This is a genomic window from Sphingobacterium multivorum (assembly GCF_900457465.1).
In the GTDB taxonomy this organism is placed as follows: Bacteria; Bacteroidota; Bacteroidia; order Sphingobacteriales; family Sphingobacteriaceae; genus Sphingobacterium; species Sphingobacterium multivorum.
This window is the reverse complement of record NZ_UAUU01000008.1, coordinates 580,891-596,712: the sequence shown is the minus strand read 5'-3', so window position 1 is coordinate 596,712 and position 15,822 is coordinate 580,891. Positions and strand designations below refer to the sequence as shown.

12 protein-coding genes and 2 pseudogenes are annotated in these 15,822 nt (G+C 40.3%); 5 read left to right on the top strand and 9 right to left on the bottom strand.

Annotation, left to right across the window (positions count from 1 at the left end; translation table 11 throughout):
- The first annotated feature begins 323 nt into the window (after positions 1–323).
- The 3 genes from DTA23_RS11115 (at position 324) to DTA23_RS27685 (ending at position 3,384) form a co-directional block, all read left to right on the top strand.
- Positions 324–644 (top strand): hypothetical protein, encoded by a 321-nt coding sequence (locus DTA23_RS11115; protein WP_112374739.1) that lies wholly within the window; start codon positions 324–326, stop codon positions 642–644.
- A complete protein-coding gene (locus DTA23_RS11110; protein ID WP_172462387.1) occupies positions 638–1,042 on the top strand; it encodes a hypothetical protein in 405 nt (134 codons plus the stop codon). The genes DTA23_RS11115 and DTA23_RS11110 overlap by 7 nt, the downstream gene beginning before the upstream one ends.
- Positions 1,043–2,949: 1,907 nt before the next feature.
- Positions 2,950–3,384, top strand: coding sequence for a carboxylesterase family protein (locus DTA23_RS27685; RefSeq protein ID WP_218565365.1), 435 nt, complete (start codon positions 2,950–2,952; stop codon positions 3,382–3,384).
- A gap of 10 nt (positions 3,385–3,394) precedes the next feature.
- On the opposite strand, the gene DTA23_RS11090 is transcribed toward DTA23_RS27685, so the two are convergent.
- Complete coding sequence (locus tag DTA23_RS11090) at positions 3,395–4,480, bottom strand: baeRF3 domain-containing protein (RefSeq protein ID WP_146753061.1); 1,086 nt, start codon at positions 4,478–4,480, stop codon at positions 3,395–3,397.
- A gap of 348 nt (positions 4,481–4,828) precedes the next feature.
- The gene (locus DTA23_RS11085) at positions 4,829–5,329 is read right to left on the bottom strand and encodes an RNA polymerase sigma factor (RefSeq protein ID WP_046676293.1); all 501 of its coding nucleotides are present in this window, start codon (positions 5,327–5,329) and stop codon (positions 4,829–4,831) included.
- A gap of 408 nt (positions 5,330–5,737) precedes the next feature.
- Here DTA23_RS11085 and DTA23_RS11080 point away from each other — a divergent pair.
- Both DTA23_RS11080 and DTA23_RS11075 read left to right on the top strand, forming a co-directional pair.
- Positions 5,738–5,891, top strand: a pseudogene (locus tag DTA23_RS11080) (lmo0937 family membrane protein).
- 302 nt (positions 5,892–6,193) lie between these two features.
- A complete protein-coding gene (locus DTA23_RS11075) occupies positions 6,194–6,667 on the top strand; it encodes an ankyrin repeat domain-containing protein (RefSeq protein ID WP_112374734.1) in 474 nt (157 codons plus the stop codon).
- An 89-nt stretch (positions 6,668–6,756) separates the two neighbouring features.
- Here DTA23_RS11075 and DTA23_RS11070 read toward each other — a convergent pair.
- The 7 genes and pseudogenes from DTA23_RS11070 to DTA23_RS29010 all read right to left on the bottom strand — a co-directional run bounded on the left by DTA23_RS11070 (position 6,757) and on the right by DTA23_RS29010 (position 15,814).
- Positions 6,757–8,948: pseudogene (locus tag DTA23_RS11070) on the bottom strand (catalase).
- A gap of 345 nt (positions 8,949–9,293) precedes the next feature.
- Complete coding sequence (locus DTA23_RS11060; protein WP_112374732.1) at positions 9,294–11,468, bottom strand: ATP-binding protein; 2,175 nt, start codon at positions 11,466–11,468, stop codon at positions 9,294–9,296.
- 403 nt (positions 11,469–11,871) lie between these two features.
- Complete coding sequence (locus DTA23_RS11055; protein ID WP_172462386.1) at positions 11,872–12,447, bottom strand: alpha-amylase family protein; 576 nt, start codon at positions 12,445–12,447, stop codon at positions 11,872–11,874.
- An 8-nt stretch (positions 12,448–12,455) separates the two neighbouring features.
- Complete coding sequence (locus DTA23_RS11050) at positions 12,456–12,947, bottom strand: alpha-amylase family protein (protein ID WP_112374730.1); 492 nt, start codon at positions 12,945–12,947, stop codon at positions 12,456–12,458.
- Complete coding sequence (locus DTA23_RS11045; protein WP_112374729.1) at positions 12,937–13,689, bottom strand: alpha-amylase family glycosyl hydrolase; 753 nt, start codon at positions 13,687–13,689, stop codon at positions 12,937–12,939. Before DTA23_RS11045 ends, DTA23_RS11050 begins: the two co-directional genes overlap by 11 nt.
- Positions 13,690–13,704: 15 nt before the next feature.
- The gene (gene glgX / locus DTA23_RS11040) at positions 13,705–15,255 is read right to left on the bottom strand and encodes a glycogen debranching protein GlgX (RefSeq protein WP_256603426.1); all 1,551 of its coding nucleotides are present in this window, start codon (positions 15,253–15,255) and stop codon (positions 13,705–13,707) included.
- A 34-nt stretch (positions 15,256–15,289) separates the two neighbouring features.
- On the bottom strand, positions 15,290–15,814 hold the full coding sequence (locus tag DTA23_RS29010) for a GlgX family protein (protein ID WP_256603425.1): 525 nt from the start codon (positions 15,812–15,814) through the stop codon (positions 15,290–15,292).
- Positions 15,815–15,822: the final 8 nt, after the last annotated feature.

The following is a 15,822-nucleotide window of genomic DNA, read 5'->3' as shown; positions in this document are numbered from 1 at the left end:
CTGAGGGAGCTGTCCTCCCTCAGTATATTTTTCAAAACACATATTCTAGTTCTAAATTTTGTGCCATTGCCTGTTTCCCTTTATCTTGAAAACTTAACTTTCCATAGCATCTGAAGATATGCCTTCGAAAGCATAAAAATTTGAACGACTTCTAAAAATAAGAATTTAAAGAACAAAATCCAGCTGGCTTTCGTTCTTTAAAAAATCAATTCTAAATCATTAGGAGATATAATGTTTAAAAAACAAATTGAAGAACGCACCTGTTCCTTCCGAACTAAAATATATTCCAATATCTTTGCTACCTATATTTTGGAAAAACTACTATGAAATTGCGCTACCTTACGATGCTTACTCTTGGGATATGTACTATCTCTGGATTAAAAGCACAAGAAAAATCAAATCTTATCAAACTAAATCTTTGGCCCCTATCTGTCGGAAATATTGCATTGGAGTATGAAAGATCGCTCAATGAGCACCTATCGGTCAATGGAACGATAAGTTATCGTCCAAAAACCAACTTACCCTTTAAATCCCTATGGGAATCTGTTTTTGATGATGATAATAATATTTTGGGTGAAGCTAAATTAGGCGCTTTTTCCATTACCCCGAAGTACGTTTCTACCTCGGGAATAAAGAAGTGTTAAAAGGATTCTATATCGCGCCCTTTGTCAAATACGCCAATTACAGTGTACACACAAAGATTACCGTCGATGAATCAAATTATCACCGTGAAGTACCTCTATCGGGCAGCTTAGATGCTTTTACCGGTGGGGTAGCTGTCGGTAACCAATGGAAACTTGGACAAAACATCTATTTAGACTGGCGCATTGTCGGTCCCGGTTATGGCTTCAACAATGGAAAGTTCGAAGGGAAAACTCCATTAAATGCAGACGAACAACGCGAAGTAAGGAGACAACTGGATGAATTTGATAGTAATCTCATGAAAATCAAAAAAGAAGTAAATGCCGATGGCGTAACACTAAGCACTAGCGGACCGTTTGCCGGTATTCGCACCGCATTATCCATAGGCTACCGGTTTTAATTACAAGATCCTACGTTCCTTGTATCATCTTTACTAATAAGCGCACAATGGTGCGCTTTTATCCATAGCAATCGCTAAGGATCCTTTGTGCAGTTTTCATTCCAGTTTCGGGAAGAAATAGATCAACTATTTAGTAAATACCCAAGGATTTCTATCTTTGCACAACGGATCACCAGAATATTTAAACAATTAATTAATAACGATTATTTCGCCGCGAGGTTAGTTTCAGACTTGTTTAAACCTAATTTGATTATGTACGCCAATTTTCAAAGTCAGCTAAAGTCTACAACTAAAACCGCCATTATCTTGGTGAGCACTATTAAGGAATAACATCCCTATCGCTAGTTTTTTAAATTAGATTATGCTCACGGGCATACTTAAGCACTTGTCCTATGGTTTGACATTCTGCTTTTGCCATCCCGGATTCTGGTAGTTCCAACAATTAAATCCACTCAGTCTTCTATCCGCTATTTAGAATGGCCCTTGGGAGGTGTTTTCCAGAATTTTAATAAAATGTGCCTAATTTTATCTTTAATATCATTTTCTCCAAATACTCTTGCTACCTTTGTTCTTCAAATTAAATTAACATGCCAAAAGAGACAAGAACAGGCTTTATCAGGGAATCATCGAAAAAGATGACAACGGGAATTACTTTTGTGGTCCCTACCTACTGGATTATCAGACCGTAGAAACTTACTATAAATTGGGCGATCGCGTTAGTATCAAAACCATTATCAAAAATACAAGCCGCAAGAGTATGGAAGCTTATCCGCAAAAATCAGTTAAATTTTCCTATGCGTCAGAGGATCATGGAAATGATTAAAACCCATTTAGATTGAACAATATAAATAACAAGGCCAGTTCTACAGAAATGGCCTTGTTATTTTCAAGATTGTTTTTGACGCGAGGCGAAAAACAAAGCCTCTGATTTTTGGTAAATCAAGAGGCTTCAACATAATCAAATGGATCGATTACTTTATAAAATAGGTATATTTTTTTTCAGCATAAAGAATGTACATTCAATAACTTATCTAAATGATGCATCTAAAATTCATTTTCCATAAAAGCTATTCAAAATTCACATTCTTTTCGAGCGATTCAACCCGTCGTCGCTACCATTTAGTGTAAGTGTCATTACTGATTTACGCTTCAAATATAAAAAACTAGTTTAATAGCGTCCGAGCGGAGATAATTGCTTGTGTCTAATTTTCGTCGAAATAGCGATTCAGTACGATGAAATTAAAGAGCGAAGTAAGGCGATATATCTCGATAATAAAATTATATTTGCAAAAAAAACAATTAACCTAGCAATGAATAATAAATGTATTAATTGCAATTGTGCGATATAAACCAATTTTTGCGGCTATTGTGGACAAAAAGCTGCAACGCACAGAACACGATATTAATGCCGTAATCAATACCATTGGATTACGCAATCTAAATTATATTGGAATTAATATATAAGTATACACGAATCACTAGCCAATAAGGTCTTATGCTACAAAAACGATCAAGTTTTTTTCTACAATTTGGTATTCTATTAAATTTAATTACATGTAATTTTTGTTTTGCACAAAGACACAAATACGATAATAGACGAATAGATAGTGCAACATTTGTTGAAACTAGAACAATATTAAGCCAGTTAAGCACGGATCAATATGAGAAAAGGATATTCACCAATGAGTTCGTTACAATACCTTACCGGCTTCTCTTACCAAAAAATTTCAATTCAAAAAGAAAATATCCTGTTGTCATTACATTTCATAATTCATCTAGAATGGGTAGCGACAATGAAAACCAATTAGAGCATTTGGCAAGAACCTGGATTAGAGAAGATATTTATACAACGTTCAACTGTTTCGTTGTTGCCCCCACAGTTTGAAAAGCGTTCATCAATCTACGAATTGGATAAGAATGGTATACTTGAGGCAAGACCTTCAAGAGATGCGCGGCAAATTTTAGAATTGATAGAAAATATTGAAGACGAGTTTAAAAATATCGATAAAAATCGAATTTATCTCGTCGGTTATTCTATGGGAGCGTCAACAGCACAAAACCTCATGAGCCTGGCCCCAGAAAAATTCGCAGCAATGATTTCTATCGCCGCTGTACCAGATCTATCTAATATCAACGCACTTGTTCATAAAAACATTTGGCTTATCCATGGTCGAAAAGATATAGAGAACCCTTATATTGGAAGCGAAGTTTTGTACAAAAAGCTGCACGGAAATCGTAAACTCAATTTCACAACTTTTAAAAATTTACAGCATAATAATATTGTCATTCCGTTTCTACTAACGGACGAGCTCCAAAAATGGTTATTCACTAAGCATAATTAACTTAATAAGACTAGTACCGAGTCTTCAGGGCAATAGGTTGTAATTCCTCATTCGGTATCTGAGGAACATATACGGTCTGTCCTCCCCTTTCGTCGATCAACAAGGCCAATAAACTACTGATGTCGTCGATCGTGTCCAATCCTATAGGGCTTTCTACTATCGCTATATCCCGATCCGAAAGAATCTTTACGGCTTGATGGAAGCTTTCTTGCACCACCAAGATATCCCCGCGGCCATCCTGACAGGCGCGATAGATTTCTTGAAGATCAGTGATCACTAAGCCCTTGCCCACAGCTGTTTCCAATTCTTTAAAGTAGTCCTCATTTTTTCGTACAAGCTCCTGTTTCATAAAATTCCAGGCACGGCTCTCCAACTGATGTGTTTCAATGTTGTTATAATCAATAGGCAGGTATCCATAATAGACCGAGGGGCGATCTGCAACCTGTAAGAGCTTACTATAGTTATCTTCTGTACAGAAAACGAGCGTGACAATCCTCTCCTCACCAATAAATCGTAAAAGGGCTTTATCAACCCGATTAAGATATTCCCTGAGAAGATCATCAAGATGTTTGACATCACTACTCTTATCCGGAAATGTATTATGGAATTGATTTTCGGGAATCGGGAACTCTTCGCTACTGATATCCTCAACAATGCGACCGTTGATGGCTCGAAAAAGGTGGACACCGCTTTGCGAAAGGAGCATCACAAGATAACTGGTTTGACGGCCAATCTCCTTCACCAACGGGCGTACTGCAAATGTATTGCTGATATGGACTCCTTCTTGGTTTGTCTCCCAAGAGGACTTGAAAACTTCACTGATGGTATCAGAAACGAAAATATGTAGACTTTCAAGATTATAATTGATATCGAGCTCCTGCTCTATTTTTTCCAATTTTTCAATCAGACCAACAACATCTTTCTGATCATGTTTATCCAACAACCTATCAATCGCTTCTCTTTTAAAATTTTTGATTTTTATGCGGTCACTGAGATTATCAGGATGTGTGCGATGGGTATTGACAGAAATGGTGACACATAATTCATCCTGAACCCGAATAAGGGTTTGCAAAAGTTGTTTTTCGAACATTACCATAAAGAAATACGTTAAGAAGTAAATACAGTTATATGTAACAACAATTGCAGGAAGCTTCTTGTTTGGATAAAATTGAAGTGAAACAGTTTCCGAGAACTTATCTTCAAAAAACAATACATCCCCTTGACAGTTATGCTAGGTAAAAAAGCATCTATATGAAAAATATTTTTATCGCGGAGTGACAGGTTGCGTCGATCTCCAACACTCCTGTAGATACGATAAAACTGCCATTGAAGGTTGATTTTGATTGACTTTACCACAGCGTTTATTGCAAAGGAAAATGTCCTCTTTCGAGGAATAAAAGCTAGACAATTGAAGCCTAGCTTTTATTTATAGTTGTCGAAACAGTTAATTTAAGCGGTAAACTTTGAGCTGTTTTTGCAGCTTTTTACGTACCATGTGAATTCTGGTCTTTATAGTGCCTTCTGGCATATTAAAATAGGAAGCGATTTCATGGTATTTATAACCATCTAAAAATAAACGGAAAATTTCATAATTTTCGGGCGTAAGACTGGTCATCGCTTTTTCGATGTCTTCGGCCATAAATTTATTGATCCCTTTGTTAAGTTCAGACGTATTGGTACTTTCTAAGGCAATATAATTATCCTGAATTTCCGTCACCCGCTTGGCTTTTCTATACTTATTAATATACGTATGCTTCATAATCACATATAGCCAGCTCATTAACTTCGGATGCTGCACAAAGTTGTCTATGGACTTCAATGCCCTTATCCAGGTTTCTTGGATCAAATCTTCCTTTTCATCCGGATCAGCTGTAAATTTAGCAGCAAAATGATTAAGCAAACTTCTTTTTTCGTTGATGAGTACATTTAAATTGTAGTTGTTCATAACTTATCCTCTTTCTTTTTTCAACTGATTGTTTAAAATGGTTTTACATGAACAGAGGTAACAAGAAGGATGCTAGATTTGAAGCTCCATTTGTGCCAAAAAATAAATAGCAGCGTTGAGGGTAGAAATACGTTTTCCTATTTTATAAAGCTAATTAAGCAAAGTTTAATAGCTTTTTGACATTTATTTTAAATAATGATCAAAAAATAAGCAACTAATAAAAAAAGATAATAAGGTATTTATTTACTGCTGAAATGTTAGAAATACGTTTATTCTGCGTTTTAGCAATTTATACTCAGATGAACATTGTATACAGTTGTTGAAAAAACTGAACACGCAATTGATCGAAATACGATATAAAAGCAAACTATCACTCTTGGAATGCTGTTCTAATAAAAAAATCAAATTATGGGAAATCTATTGCTACATCATCGCCGTTATATTGGTCATCATTTGGGCGATAAGTTTTTTTGGAGGTTATGCTACGGGGAATATCATCCACGTGTTATTGGTCATTGCCATTATTGTCGTTTTATTACGTGTCATTCGTGGTGCTGCTTAAACTGAACTCAAAAGATGAAACAAAGCCGAAACATAAATTACGTTCGGCTTCGTTTGTTTTGAAGATTTACAAACTCGCTATTGATTCCATGGCAAAAAGAATAGTGTGATATTGTCGCTAAGTCTATGTTCTTCATTTGTAACTGAGGTAAGAATAATACCTTGACATTTTAATTAAGCTTTTCAAAACATCGAATGAGCGCAAACGTTTCGGTTTCCAGTTTTGTTCAAATTAAAAAGGAACGCCAGGAAGCATTTTTGCCGATCCCATTTAACGCTTTTTACGATATAAACTGAACCACTATGACACAAAACTCAGAAATCATGATTCATGCTGCCCGACTGGGCAATCTCGAAGTCTTACGTGAATTGATCAATCAGAATACCGATGTAAATACACGAGACGACAAAGGCTATACCCCATTGATCATTGCCTGTTATAACAATAAGCTGGCTGCAGCCCAATTACTATTGGAAGCTGGTGCCGATGTAAATGCACAGGATAACGGTGGAAACACAGCCCTGATGGGTGTTGCTTTTAAAGGTTATCATGATATTGCCAAATTATTAATCGGTTATGGCGCAAATTTAAACCTGCAACATGGGAACGGTGGCACCGCGCTGATGTTTGCAGCCATGTTTGGTAGAAATGAGGTACTTAAGCTTTTACTTGACAATGGTGCAAATACCAGGCTACTCGATACCCGTGGCTTGTCGGTGTTAGACCTCGCCGCGCAACAGGGAAATGATACCGCCCTCACACTGCTACAGCATTAGTATTTATTTAAATAGGATGGTCCATAAATATGCCCCAAATAGTATAAAACTTTTTGGGGCATATTTCTACATTGGATATTATTTAGATACTACGCAGGCACTTTGCGCGATTTTTCCCGCTCCCAAAAACCGGTGTTGGGCAATTGCTTTAATGAATTTATCCACTAAGGACTTCGGATCCTGATCAACTATGATTCCGTCATCAAGTACAGTCTCCGCTGAAAACTCTTGGTATACCTTGCTAAAAAAATAGGTCGCTTCCAAAACTGGACTTGCCTCGACATCTGCTGCAATTGCTTTTACAGTGTTTAAATGCTTCATTTAGAAAATGGACAGCATCGGCATTGGACTGCAGTGTAGCTACGCTATCCTTTCCTCCGGGTATATATATGGCATCATACAGCACCGATGCTCCAGTTAGAAAGCTTTCTTCCACAGGGATCTTCTTTTTGTCCGTGCCCGTAACCTCCCCGAGCTTAGGTGCAATAACGTGGACAATTCCACCTTGAGCCCGGATCGTATCTACCACGGCCTGAAATGATTTCGTGTCTACTCCATCAGCAGCAAGCACGGCAATCTTTCGACTCTTTATCGTATCTTTTATCGTATTTTGCATACTTAAGGCCGCCGATTTTTTTAATTTTTCCTTAACTTGAATAGGTTCATAATCGGAAGGATCAGCATCGGCTGGGAGGCTCTTATTAATCGGCTTTTCAACTTCTTCTTGCACCTGCAGCCCCAAGGCAAACGCAACTTCAGCTGCCAGCCCCTGATCGACCAGCGACAGTATACCGATCATGCGTTGCCTTACCGAAACGGCCTTCACTTTACCCAGCTCAAAACTGAACGCATCTACAAGATGATTTTTTTCCGGCTCAGACTGACTATTATAAAACAGCCTTGCTTGACTAAAATGGTCGCGGAAACTATCGCTCCTAGCCCGCACTTTTCTGGCATCAATACGCTCTTGATAACTTTTAAAACCACCATCTGCCTCGCCTACCTGCGCAGGATCATTATTCCCCAATGAATTTGGTCCGTAACTCGTTTTACCCCGATCAATCCTTTGCCGCATAAATCCATCACGCTGGTTGTTGTGCGAAGGACAGATGGGCCTATTAATCGGAATTTCATGAAAATTAGGTCCACCTAAACGAATAAGTTGGGTATCTGTGTAAGAGAACAATCGTCCTTGCAACAACGGATCATTTGTAAAATCAATTCCAGGTACAATATTGCCAATATGAAAGGCAACCTGTTCCGTTTCGGCAAAGAAATTATCGGGATTGCGATTTAGAGTCATTTTTCCAATAGGCTGAACAGGCACCAGCTCCTCAGGAACAATCTTCGTTGAATCTAGCAGGTCGAAGTCATACTTAAATTCATCAGATTCGGGAATGACCTGTATGCCGAGTTCCCATTCCGGAAAGGCACCGCTTTCAATGGCGTCCCAGAGATCCCTTCGATGAAAATCGGGGTCTTTACCGGATATATTTTGAGCTTCATCCCATGCGACTGAATGAACTCCAAGCAGTGGTTTCCAATGAAACTTAACAAAGTGCGATTCGCCATTGGCATTGATCAACCGAAAAGTATGAACACCAAATCCCTCCATCATGCGGTAGCTGCGCGGTATTGCTCGATCACTCATCAGCCACATGATCATGTGTGTCGACTCAGGCATTAAAGAAATGAAGTCCCAAAATGTATCATGGGCAGAAGCCGCCTGTGGAATTTCATTGTCGGGTTCGGGCTTGACAGCGTGAACAAGATCGGGGAACTTCATTGCATCCTGAATAAAGAATACAGGCATATTATTACCCACCAGATCAAAATTACCTTCTTGTGTATAAAATTTGACGGCAAAACCACGAACGTCGCGGGCAAGATCCGTCGACCCCCTCGAACCAGCAACCGTAGAGAAACGCACAAACACTGGGGTTCCAGTTTCGATATCATTAAGAAAACCCGCTTTTGTCCATTCAGCTAAAGGCTTGTATAGTTTGAATACGCCATGCGCGCCCGAACCTCTTGCGTGTACAACACGTTCGGGAATGCGCTCGTGGTCAAAATGTGTGATCTTTTCTCGGAGAATAAAATCTTCCAAAAGCGTAGCGCCCCGATCTCCAGCACGCAGCGAATTTTGGTCATCATTGATCTTGACTCCCTGATCAGTGGTCATTTGCTGTCCTGTGGCGTCCGCCGTATGTGGTCTTAGGGCGTTGACCTTTTTATTTTCCACTGGATCAACTTGTTCAGTCTTCAATTCTTTTTTTTTCATTATAATCGATTTTTGGGTTTAAACATCGTTTGTCGTATAAACTTTGGAGAAAATTCAGCTGTAACTTTTGCATATCCATCTGGACGGGCAATATTCACCATTTCATATAGGAACTTTTCCAATCGACTAATCGTTTGTTTTAATTCTAAAAGTGTTCTTAAATTTTCGTATCCCAGAAGATCGGATAGCCTGTCAATAAGGCAAAGTATAGATTGGATGAAACTTTGATAAGAGTAGGTTGGGCAGATAGTAACTCTACCGCTCTTAAAGGTTGCTGCTACGTTCAAACAAAAAAAACGAGCTTTCGGGCTCCTTTTTTGGTTTATTGATTTTTTTCTTAGTCCATTAGGCTTTAAATGTTATACAAAAAGTTGTACCTATATTTAGCTCACTATCGACGGTGACTTTTGCCTCTAGACGATCTACGATGCGTTTTACTATAGAAAGCCCAATCCCCGACCCTTCGAATCCCTGCGAGTTAGGCAAGCGTTTAAAAATATCAAATATATTACTATCATCCTTAATATCCATTCCGATACCATTGTCTTTAATGTAGTAGTGAACGAATTGTCCCTGCTTTTCACTATATACCTCGACTCTCGGGCGATCTTTTTTACTGCTATATTTTATGGCATTGCTTATCAGATTTAAGAACAACTGGTATAACAGTGTTCTCTCCCCTAGAATCGGCAAAGTTTCTCCCAAAACAAATTCAAGATGGGCGCTTTCAAACTGCTGCTTACAGCTTTCGAGAATGTTAAGAATTTTATTCCGTGGATCGATCAGTTCCGTTTTGAAGGCTACATAATTCGATTGCGTGAGCTGATACACCTTGTCCATCATTTCAGTGATCAGCGCAGTAGCATCCATAATATTTAGTGCCATTTTGCGTAACATATCCTTCGGAAGATCATCTTTCATCAACATCATCTGGGCAGCAAGCTTTATCGATGAAAGTGGATTTTTAAGATCATGGGTTAATGTATAGCCAAATGTATCCAAAGCATTGTTGGATCTGACAAGTTCTTTATTGAGCTGAGCAATCTCTCCGCCGCGCTGGGCAATAGCTTGTTGGGTTATTTGTGCGACTTTCTCCATAAAAGAAAGCTCGGCACTTTTCCACTGGATAGATTTGCCTTTCATCTTTTCACGCCAAGCTTCAAAAGATGTCCGTGGAGATGGAAATTCGACTTTCCTTTCGGGATCGTAATGATATATTTTTTCGGGTTTTCCAGCCCATACATCTTCGTAAACATGTTCTTTGCGGAATAAATAGATGTGCCATTTATTGCTGGGAAGGATATTTATCCGCAAAATGCCAGGCAATATAACCGGTTGCGGGGGTTCACTGTCGCCATAGACAAAGTTTGATGTGAAAAACAAGTCATCTTGACCCTCCTCTTCTATAAAGCGATCGATCTCACGCAACTGCAATTGAGTGGGTACATCGCCCCAACTTTTAGAACCCCGGTCGTGCTTGATCATTAGTCCATCTGCGCCCGCAATTTCTAGAATTTGTGGTGCAAAGCGTTCAAGCACAATTCCAATATCGCTATTAACTAATAACTCAGACTTCAGATCACGTTCCATAACACCCATAATGGTTTGCGCTACCAGGTTTTCTTTTTGATGTTCTGAAAGATAGTAGTTTATAGCGTATTGCGTTAAAAAAGCGCATAAATGACGTTGGGCGAGATCAACATTCAAAGGCTCGCTATTCTGGCATGCCACCAAGCCCCAAAGTTTTCCTTCGATAACGATAGAAAAACTGGCACTGGCCCGTGCTCCAGCGTTTTTAAGATATTGTAGATGTACTGGAGATAATGCTCTGAGGCTACAGCGCGTCAAGTCTACCTCACCAGCCTCCAAACCCTGTATACCAATAGTCGGACCATCAACATCAGCTACGTGGCGCGCAAGAAACTTCACATAGAGTTCGCGTGCTTGTGCCGGAATATCAAATTCCGGATACCGGTAGCCCATCAATGGGGTCATTCCATCTGCGATGGACTCTGCAATGACCTGTCCGCTATTGTCCTCCTCGAAACGGTATACCATAACTCGGTCAAAACCAATGATCTGACGAATCAGTACAGTCAATGATTGCCAAGCATTGCCATGACGTTCTTCAAGGTACTTCGCATAATAAAATAATCGCGTCGCTTTTAAATGATTTTCATTACAGATTTCTATTTCAAGGTATGTCCGCTCGTCGTACTGGTAAATACTCAGGTAATAGTCTACATTTTTAATGCGGATACGCTCCACAAAACGTGTAAAGATCTCTCCTCTAATTTGCGTTTCAATCTCTTTAAGATTCAACTCCTTTTCGGACGATAGCAATGGTAATAGCTGAGCAATAGAGCGTCCGAGGATTTCCTTCATGGGAATATCAAGGACGATAGTTAAGTTTTCACTTGCGGCAATACATCCGCTCTCATCAAAAATACAAAGGAAACCGAAAGACTGGATCTTACCGCATAGTTGGATTTTCTCTTCGTGACACTCCAGTTGACGCATAGTTTGCTAGTTTTTAATTATTTAATTCGCTAATAATAGGAAATTCTCGAAAGAGATAATTTGCCATACATCATAAATCTAGCACCCCTCTTCAAACATGTCATATCTTAGGCTAAGATAAAAAAAAATTGCGACGAATAACAGATCAAACGTTTGTTTAAAATTTATTCTGAATAGCTGATCGTTCAAACCATTGGTATTCAAAGCCATAAGCAATTGTTCCTTTTAAAAATAAAAAAGCTAGGTTGGAAAGGACCTAGCTTTTAAAACTTTCTTCACGACTGGACAAGCCGTATTTAAATAAGGAACAATACTTTTAACGAAGTTGTTTGAATAATTTGTTTTTATCTTTTAATAGCTTTCATTCCTGAAGATCAACTCCCTTAAATCTTTCCAAAACGATCTATTTCAAAGTGTAAGCATACCCTGACCATGGTAATAAGGAACAGTCCTGCACTGCAACAGCGTCAGTCTCTGCCAAAAGGTCGGCGTCCGGTACACTGGTATCAAATGACAAGGTCCATTGCACAGCTGCTGGTAGATTGACATGTTGTAAATGAGCTGAAAAGTTCATCAGGATAATCATTTGCCTCTCCTTTTGTTCCACATAGATACTAAGTACCTTCTTATCACAGAGGCACTCAGTCCTGATATCACTTCGTTGCATATTTTTTAACAACGGATTGCTTTTCCGAAATGCGATCAACGATTTATAATAGGACAACTGTTGCTGATATGGTAGCCTGTTCAATTCGTCCCAATCCAACACAGCTTGCCTAAATATTGTTTCATCCTGTGGATCGGGAACCTCGTGATCTGTGAGAAAATCTTCAAACTCCCGCTTGCGGCCCTCCCGCACCAGCTCTACTAGCTCTGGATCACTGTGACTGATAAAATACGGAAAAGGTCGCGCTGTCCCCCATTCTTCGCCCATAAATAGTAGCGGAAGGTAGGGCGACATGAATACAGCAAAAGTCATAAGACATGTTATTTCTCTGGCGTAAAGCGAGGCAGCACGATCACCCAGCATCCTATTGCCGACCTGATCATGATTCTGACTGAAACAATGAAGCGATCGCCCGGAATACCCGCCGTATCTGTTCCAAAAAATTTCTCGCGATGGAAAGAATAGTTCCCATCAAAAACATAGGCCTTCTCATAGGCTTTTGCCAGATCTTCCACGCCATTAAACTCCTGATAATAGCCCTTTTTTGGTTCGCCTATTGCTACGCGTAAGGCATGGTGAAACTCATCTAGCCACTGCGCATCCATCGCAAAACCATTTTTCACCAAGGGGTCTAAAAATCTTCTGTCGTTAAGATCACACTCAACAAAGAGATATCGATTTTTTCCCGATTTGGCGATCACATTATCCGTTTCCGCACGGATTTCCTGAAGGATGTGAATTGGACTGAAATCCTTGATCGCATGTACTGCATCCATGCGCAGCGCATCAATGTGAAAGTCTTCAAACCACATCCGTACATTGTTGACTACCAAATCCCGCTGTCCCGTGACAGAAACGGTCGTCATAATTGAGTGCATCGCCCCAGGGCGTTAGATATTTCTCAGTGAAATAAGCACCATACTGCGCAAAATAGTTTCCTTCGGGGCCTACATGATTATAGACCACATCGAGAATTACAGCTATACCAGCCTCATGACAGGCATTAACTAGCCGTTGCAATTCGGAAGCGCCACCATAAGAATGCTGTACCGCGAATGGAAATACGCCATCATAACCCCAATTTCTCTCTCCGGGAAATTGAGCGACCGGCATTATTTCGATAGCAGTTATTCCCAAATTTTTCAGATAAGGAATCTTTTTGATAACTCCATCAAAGTCATGTGACGACGAGAATGTACCTACATGAAGCTCATAGATGATAAAATCTGATTGTTGCGGCGGCTGATAGTCTTGATCGGTCCATGAAAAAGCGAGGTCTACAGCTTGAGACGGTCCATGAACACCTTCCGGTTGTGAACGAGAAAGCGGATCAGGGAATTCGTTGTCGTCTACCCGTATTCTATACAAATCGCCCGCACGGATTAAATCACTTTCGGCATACCAATAACCGTAGGCTTGCTGCTCTAGCGGGATTTCGACACCCATATTATAAAGCATGCAATAGACATTCTTTGCATTTGGCGCCCATACGCGAATCTCCCATAGCGCACCATTGTATTGAACTCCTAATTGTCTAATTCCTGTTTTGCTCATAATCCAGTGGTCGCTCTATTGTGATTGAAATAAAAGAATCGAGCGCGAGGGAACTAAAACCGTATCCCCGGCTGGAAACTCCCCAAAATCACCTATCCTATCGCTATTCGTATCTATGATCTTATTCCAGGAAGCCCCATAGATTTCACTAGGGAGTTTATAGGCGACATCTTCCCAATGAGCATTAAATAAGAGGTAAAAATTGGCATCCACTATTTTATTACCAGCGATGTCTACCGATCGAATTCCCTGACCATTGAGAAATACAGCAAGGGAACGGGCATAATCCTCCTGCCAATGATGATCGTCCATCTCAGATGCATCTGGGAGAAACCATACGATATCCTCGACACCCGTACCACGAATAGGTATACCTTGAAACCATTTACGACGGCAGAATACAGGATGTTCACGGCGAAAATGAATTAATTTTTTAGTAAAATCCAATAAAGTTCCATCCACGCTGGTCCAGTCCAGCCAAGAGATCTCATTGTCCTGGCAATACGCATTATTGTTGCCTTGCTGTGTTCTGCCCAGTTCATCGCCAGCGACGAGCATAGGCACACCTTGCGACAGGAACAAGGTCACCAGCATATTTCGTTTTTGTTTTTGTCTTAGGCTATTAACTGTAGCATCATCTGTGGGTCCTTCGACCCCGCAATTCCAGGAGCGATTGTGACTTTCACCATCTTGATTATCCTCGCCATTGGCTTCGTTGTGCTTATCGTTATACGATACAAGGTCATGAAGTGTAAATCCATCGTGGGCCGTAATAAAATTAACACTGGCGGAGGGTGTTCGATTATCCCCCCGATATAAATCGGAGGATCCTGTAAGGCGATTGGCAAATTCAGCAATCATGCTATCTGCCCCGATCCAATAATCGCGGATGCAATCACGGTATTTTCCATTCCATTCGGCCCAGCCAGCAGGAAATTCGCCAACCTGGTATCCACCTTCTCCGATATCCCAAGGCTCTGCAATGAGTTTAACCTGTGAAATCACCGGATCTTGATGAATAACGTCAAAGAATGAACTTAATTTATCGACCTCGTGTAACTCCCGTGCCAATGCTGATGCCAAATCAAAGCGGAACCCGTCAACATGCATTTCTTCAACCCAATAGCGCAGACTGTCCATAATCAGACGTAATACATTGGGTTGACGTGTATTTAAGGTATTGCCGGTTCCGGTAAAATCCATATAATACCGTGGGTCTTCCGCCAAGCGATAATAAGAAGCATTATCAATCCCTCTAAAAGACAGTGTTGGCCCCATTTCGTTACCTTCGCCGGTATGGTTGTAGACAACATCGAGGATCACTTCGATACCGGCATCATGTAAGGCCTTGACCATTTTTTTAAATTCCATAACCTGCTCGCCATGTGTACCTGAAGCGGAATAGCGCACATCGGGAGCAAAAAAACCGATGCTATTGTATCCCCAGTAGTTAGTGAGTCCTTTGTCCTTTAAATGACGGTCAGTCAAAAAATGATGGATCGGCAACAATTCGACGGCAGTAATACCCAGTTCTTTCAGGTAATTTATAGCAACAGGATGTGCCAAAGCAGCATAGGTTCCTCTTATTTCTTCGGGAATGTCAGGATGTGTCGCTTGTAAAACCTTTTACGTGGGTTTCGTAAATAACACTCTGATGCATCGGTACCCGCGGCGGACTGTCGTTCCCCCAATCAAATTTGTTATCAATAACAACAGCTTTGGGAACAAAAGGAGCGCTGTCTGTTGTATCTAAACTCATATCATCGTCTCCAATAGTGTATGCAAATAGCGCATCATCCCATTGTACAGTACCTGATATTGCTTTTGCATACGGATCAATCAACAATTTATGGGGGTTAAAACGGTGTCCCTGCGATGGATCGTGCGGACCATATACCCGATAGCCGTAGCGTTGTCCTGGCTTAATTCCCGAGAGATAGATATGCCACACTTGGTGCGTCTTCTCGGTTATTTTAAATTTTGTGACTTCCTCCTCATCGGAACTGGTATAGAGGCAAAGTTCAACAGCTTCAGCATGTTCGGAGAAAAGGGCAAAGTTAACCCCTTCTCCATCGTAAGTAGCTCCTAATGGATAAGGGCTTCCGGTATAAATTTTTGTTTCCATCTGTATGT

Excerpts from the sequence above, each read along its gene's own strand:
- DTA23_RS11045 (WP_112374729.1), bottom strand. The coding sequence starts at position 13,689 with ATGAGCAAAACAGGAATTAGACAATTAGGAGTTCAATACAATGGTGCG.
- DTA23_RS11115 (WP_112374739.1), top strand. The coding sequence starts at position 324 with ATGAAATTGCGCTACCTTACGATGCTTACTCTTGGGATATGTACTATC.
- DTA23_RS11060 (WP_112374732.1), bottom strand. The coding sequence starts at position 11,468 with ATGCGTCAACTGGAGTGTCACGAAGAGAAAATCCAACTATGCGGTAAG.
- DTA23_RS11075 (WP_112374734.1), top strand. The coding sequence starts at position 6,194 with ATGACACAAAACTCAGAAATCATGATTCATGCTGCCCGACTGGGCAAT.
- DTA23_RS11055 (WP_172462386.1), bottom strand. The coding sequence starts at position 12,447 with ATGACTTTTGCTGTATTCATGTCGCCCTACCTTCCGCTACTATTTATG.
- DTA23_RS11050 (WP_112374730.1), bottom strand. The coding sequence starts at position 12,947 with ATGTGGTTTGAAGACTTTCACATTGATGCGCTGCGCATGGATGCAGTA.
- DTA23_RS11085 (WP_046676293.1), bottom strand. The coding sequence starts at position 5,329 with ATGAACAACTACAATTTAAATGTACTCATCAACGAAAAAAGAAGTTTG.
- DTA23_RS29010 (WP_256603425.1), bottom strand. The coding sequence starts at position 15,814 with ATGGAAACAAAAATTTATACCGGAAGCCCTTATCCATTAGGAGCTACT.
- DTA23_RS11090 (WP_146753061.1), bottom strand. The coding sequence starts at position 4,480 with ATGGTAATGTTCGAAAAACAACTTTTGCAAACCCTTATTCGGGTTCAG.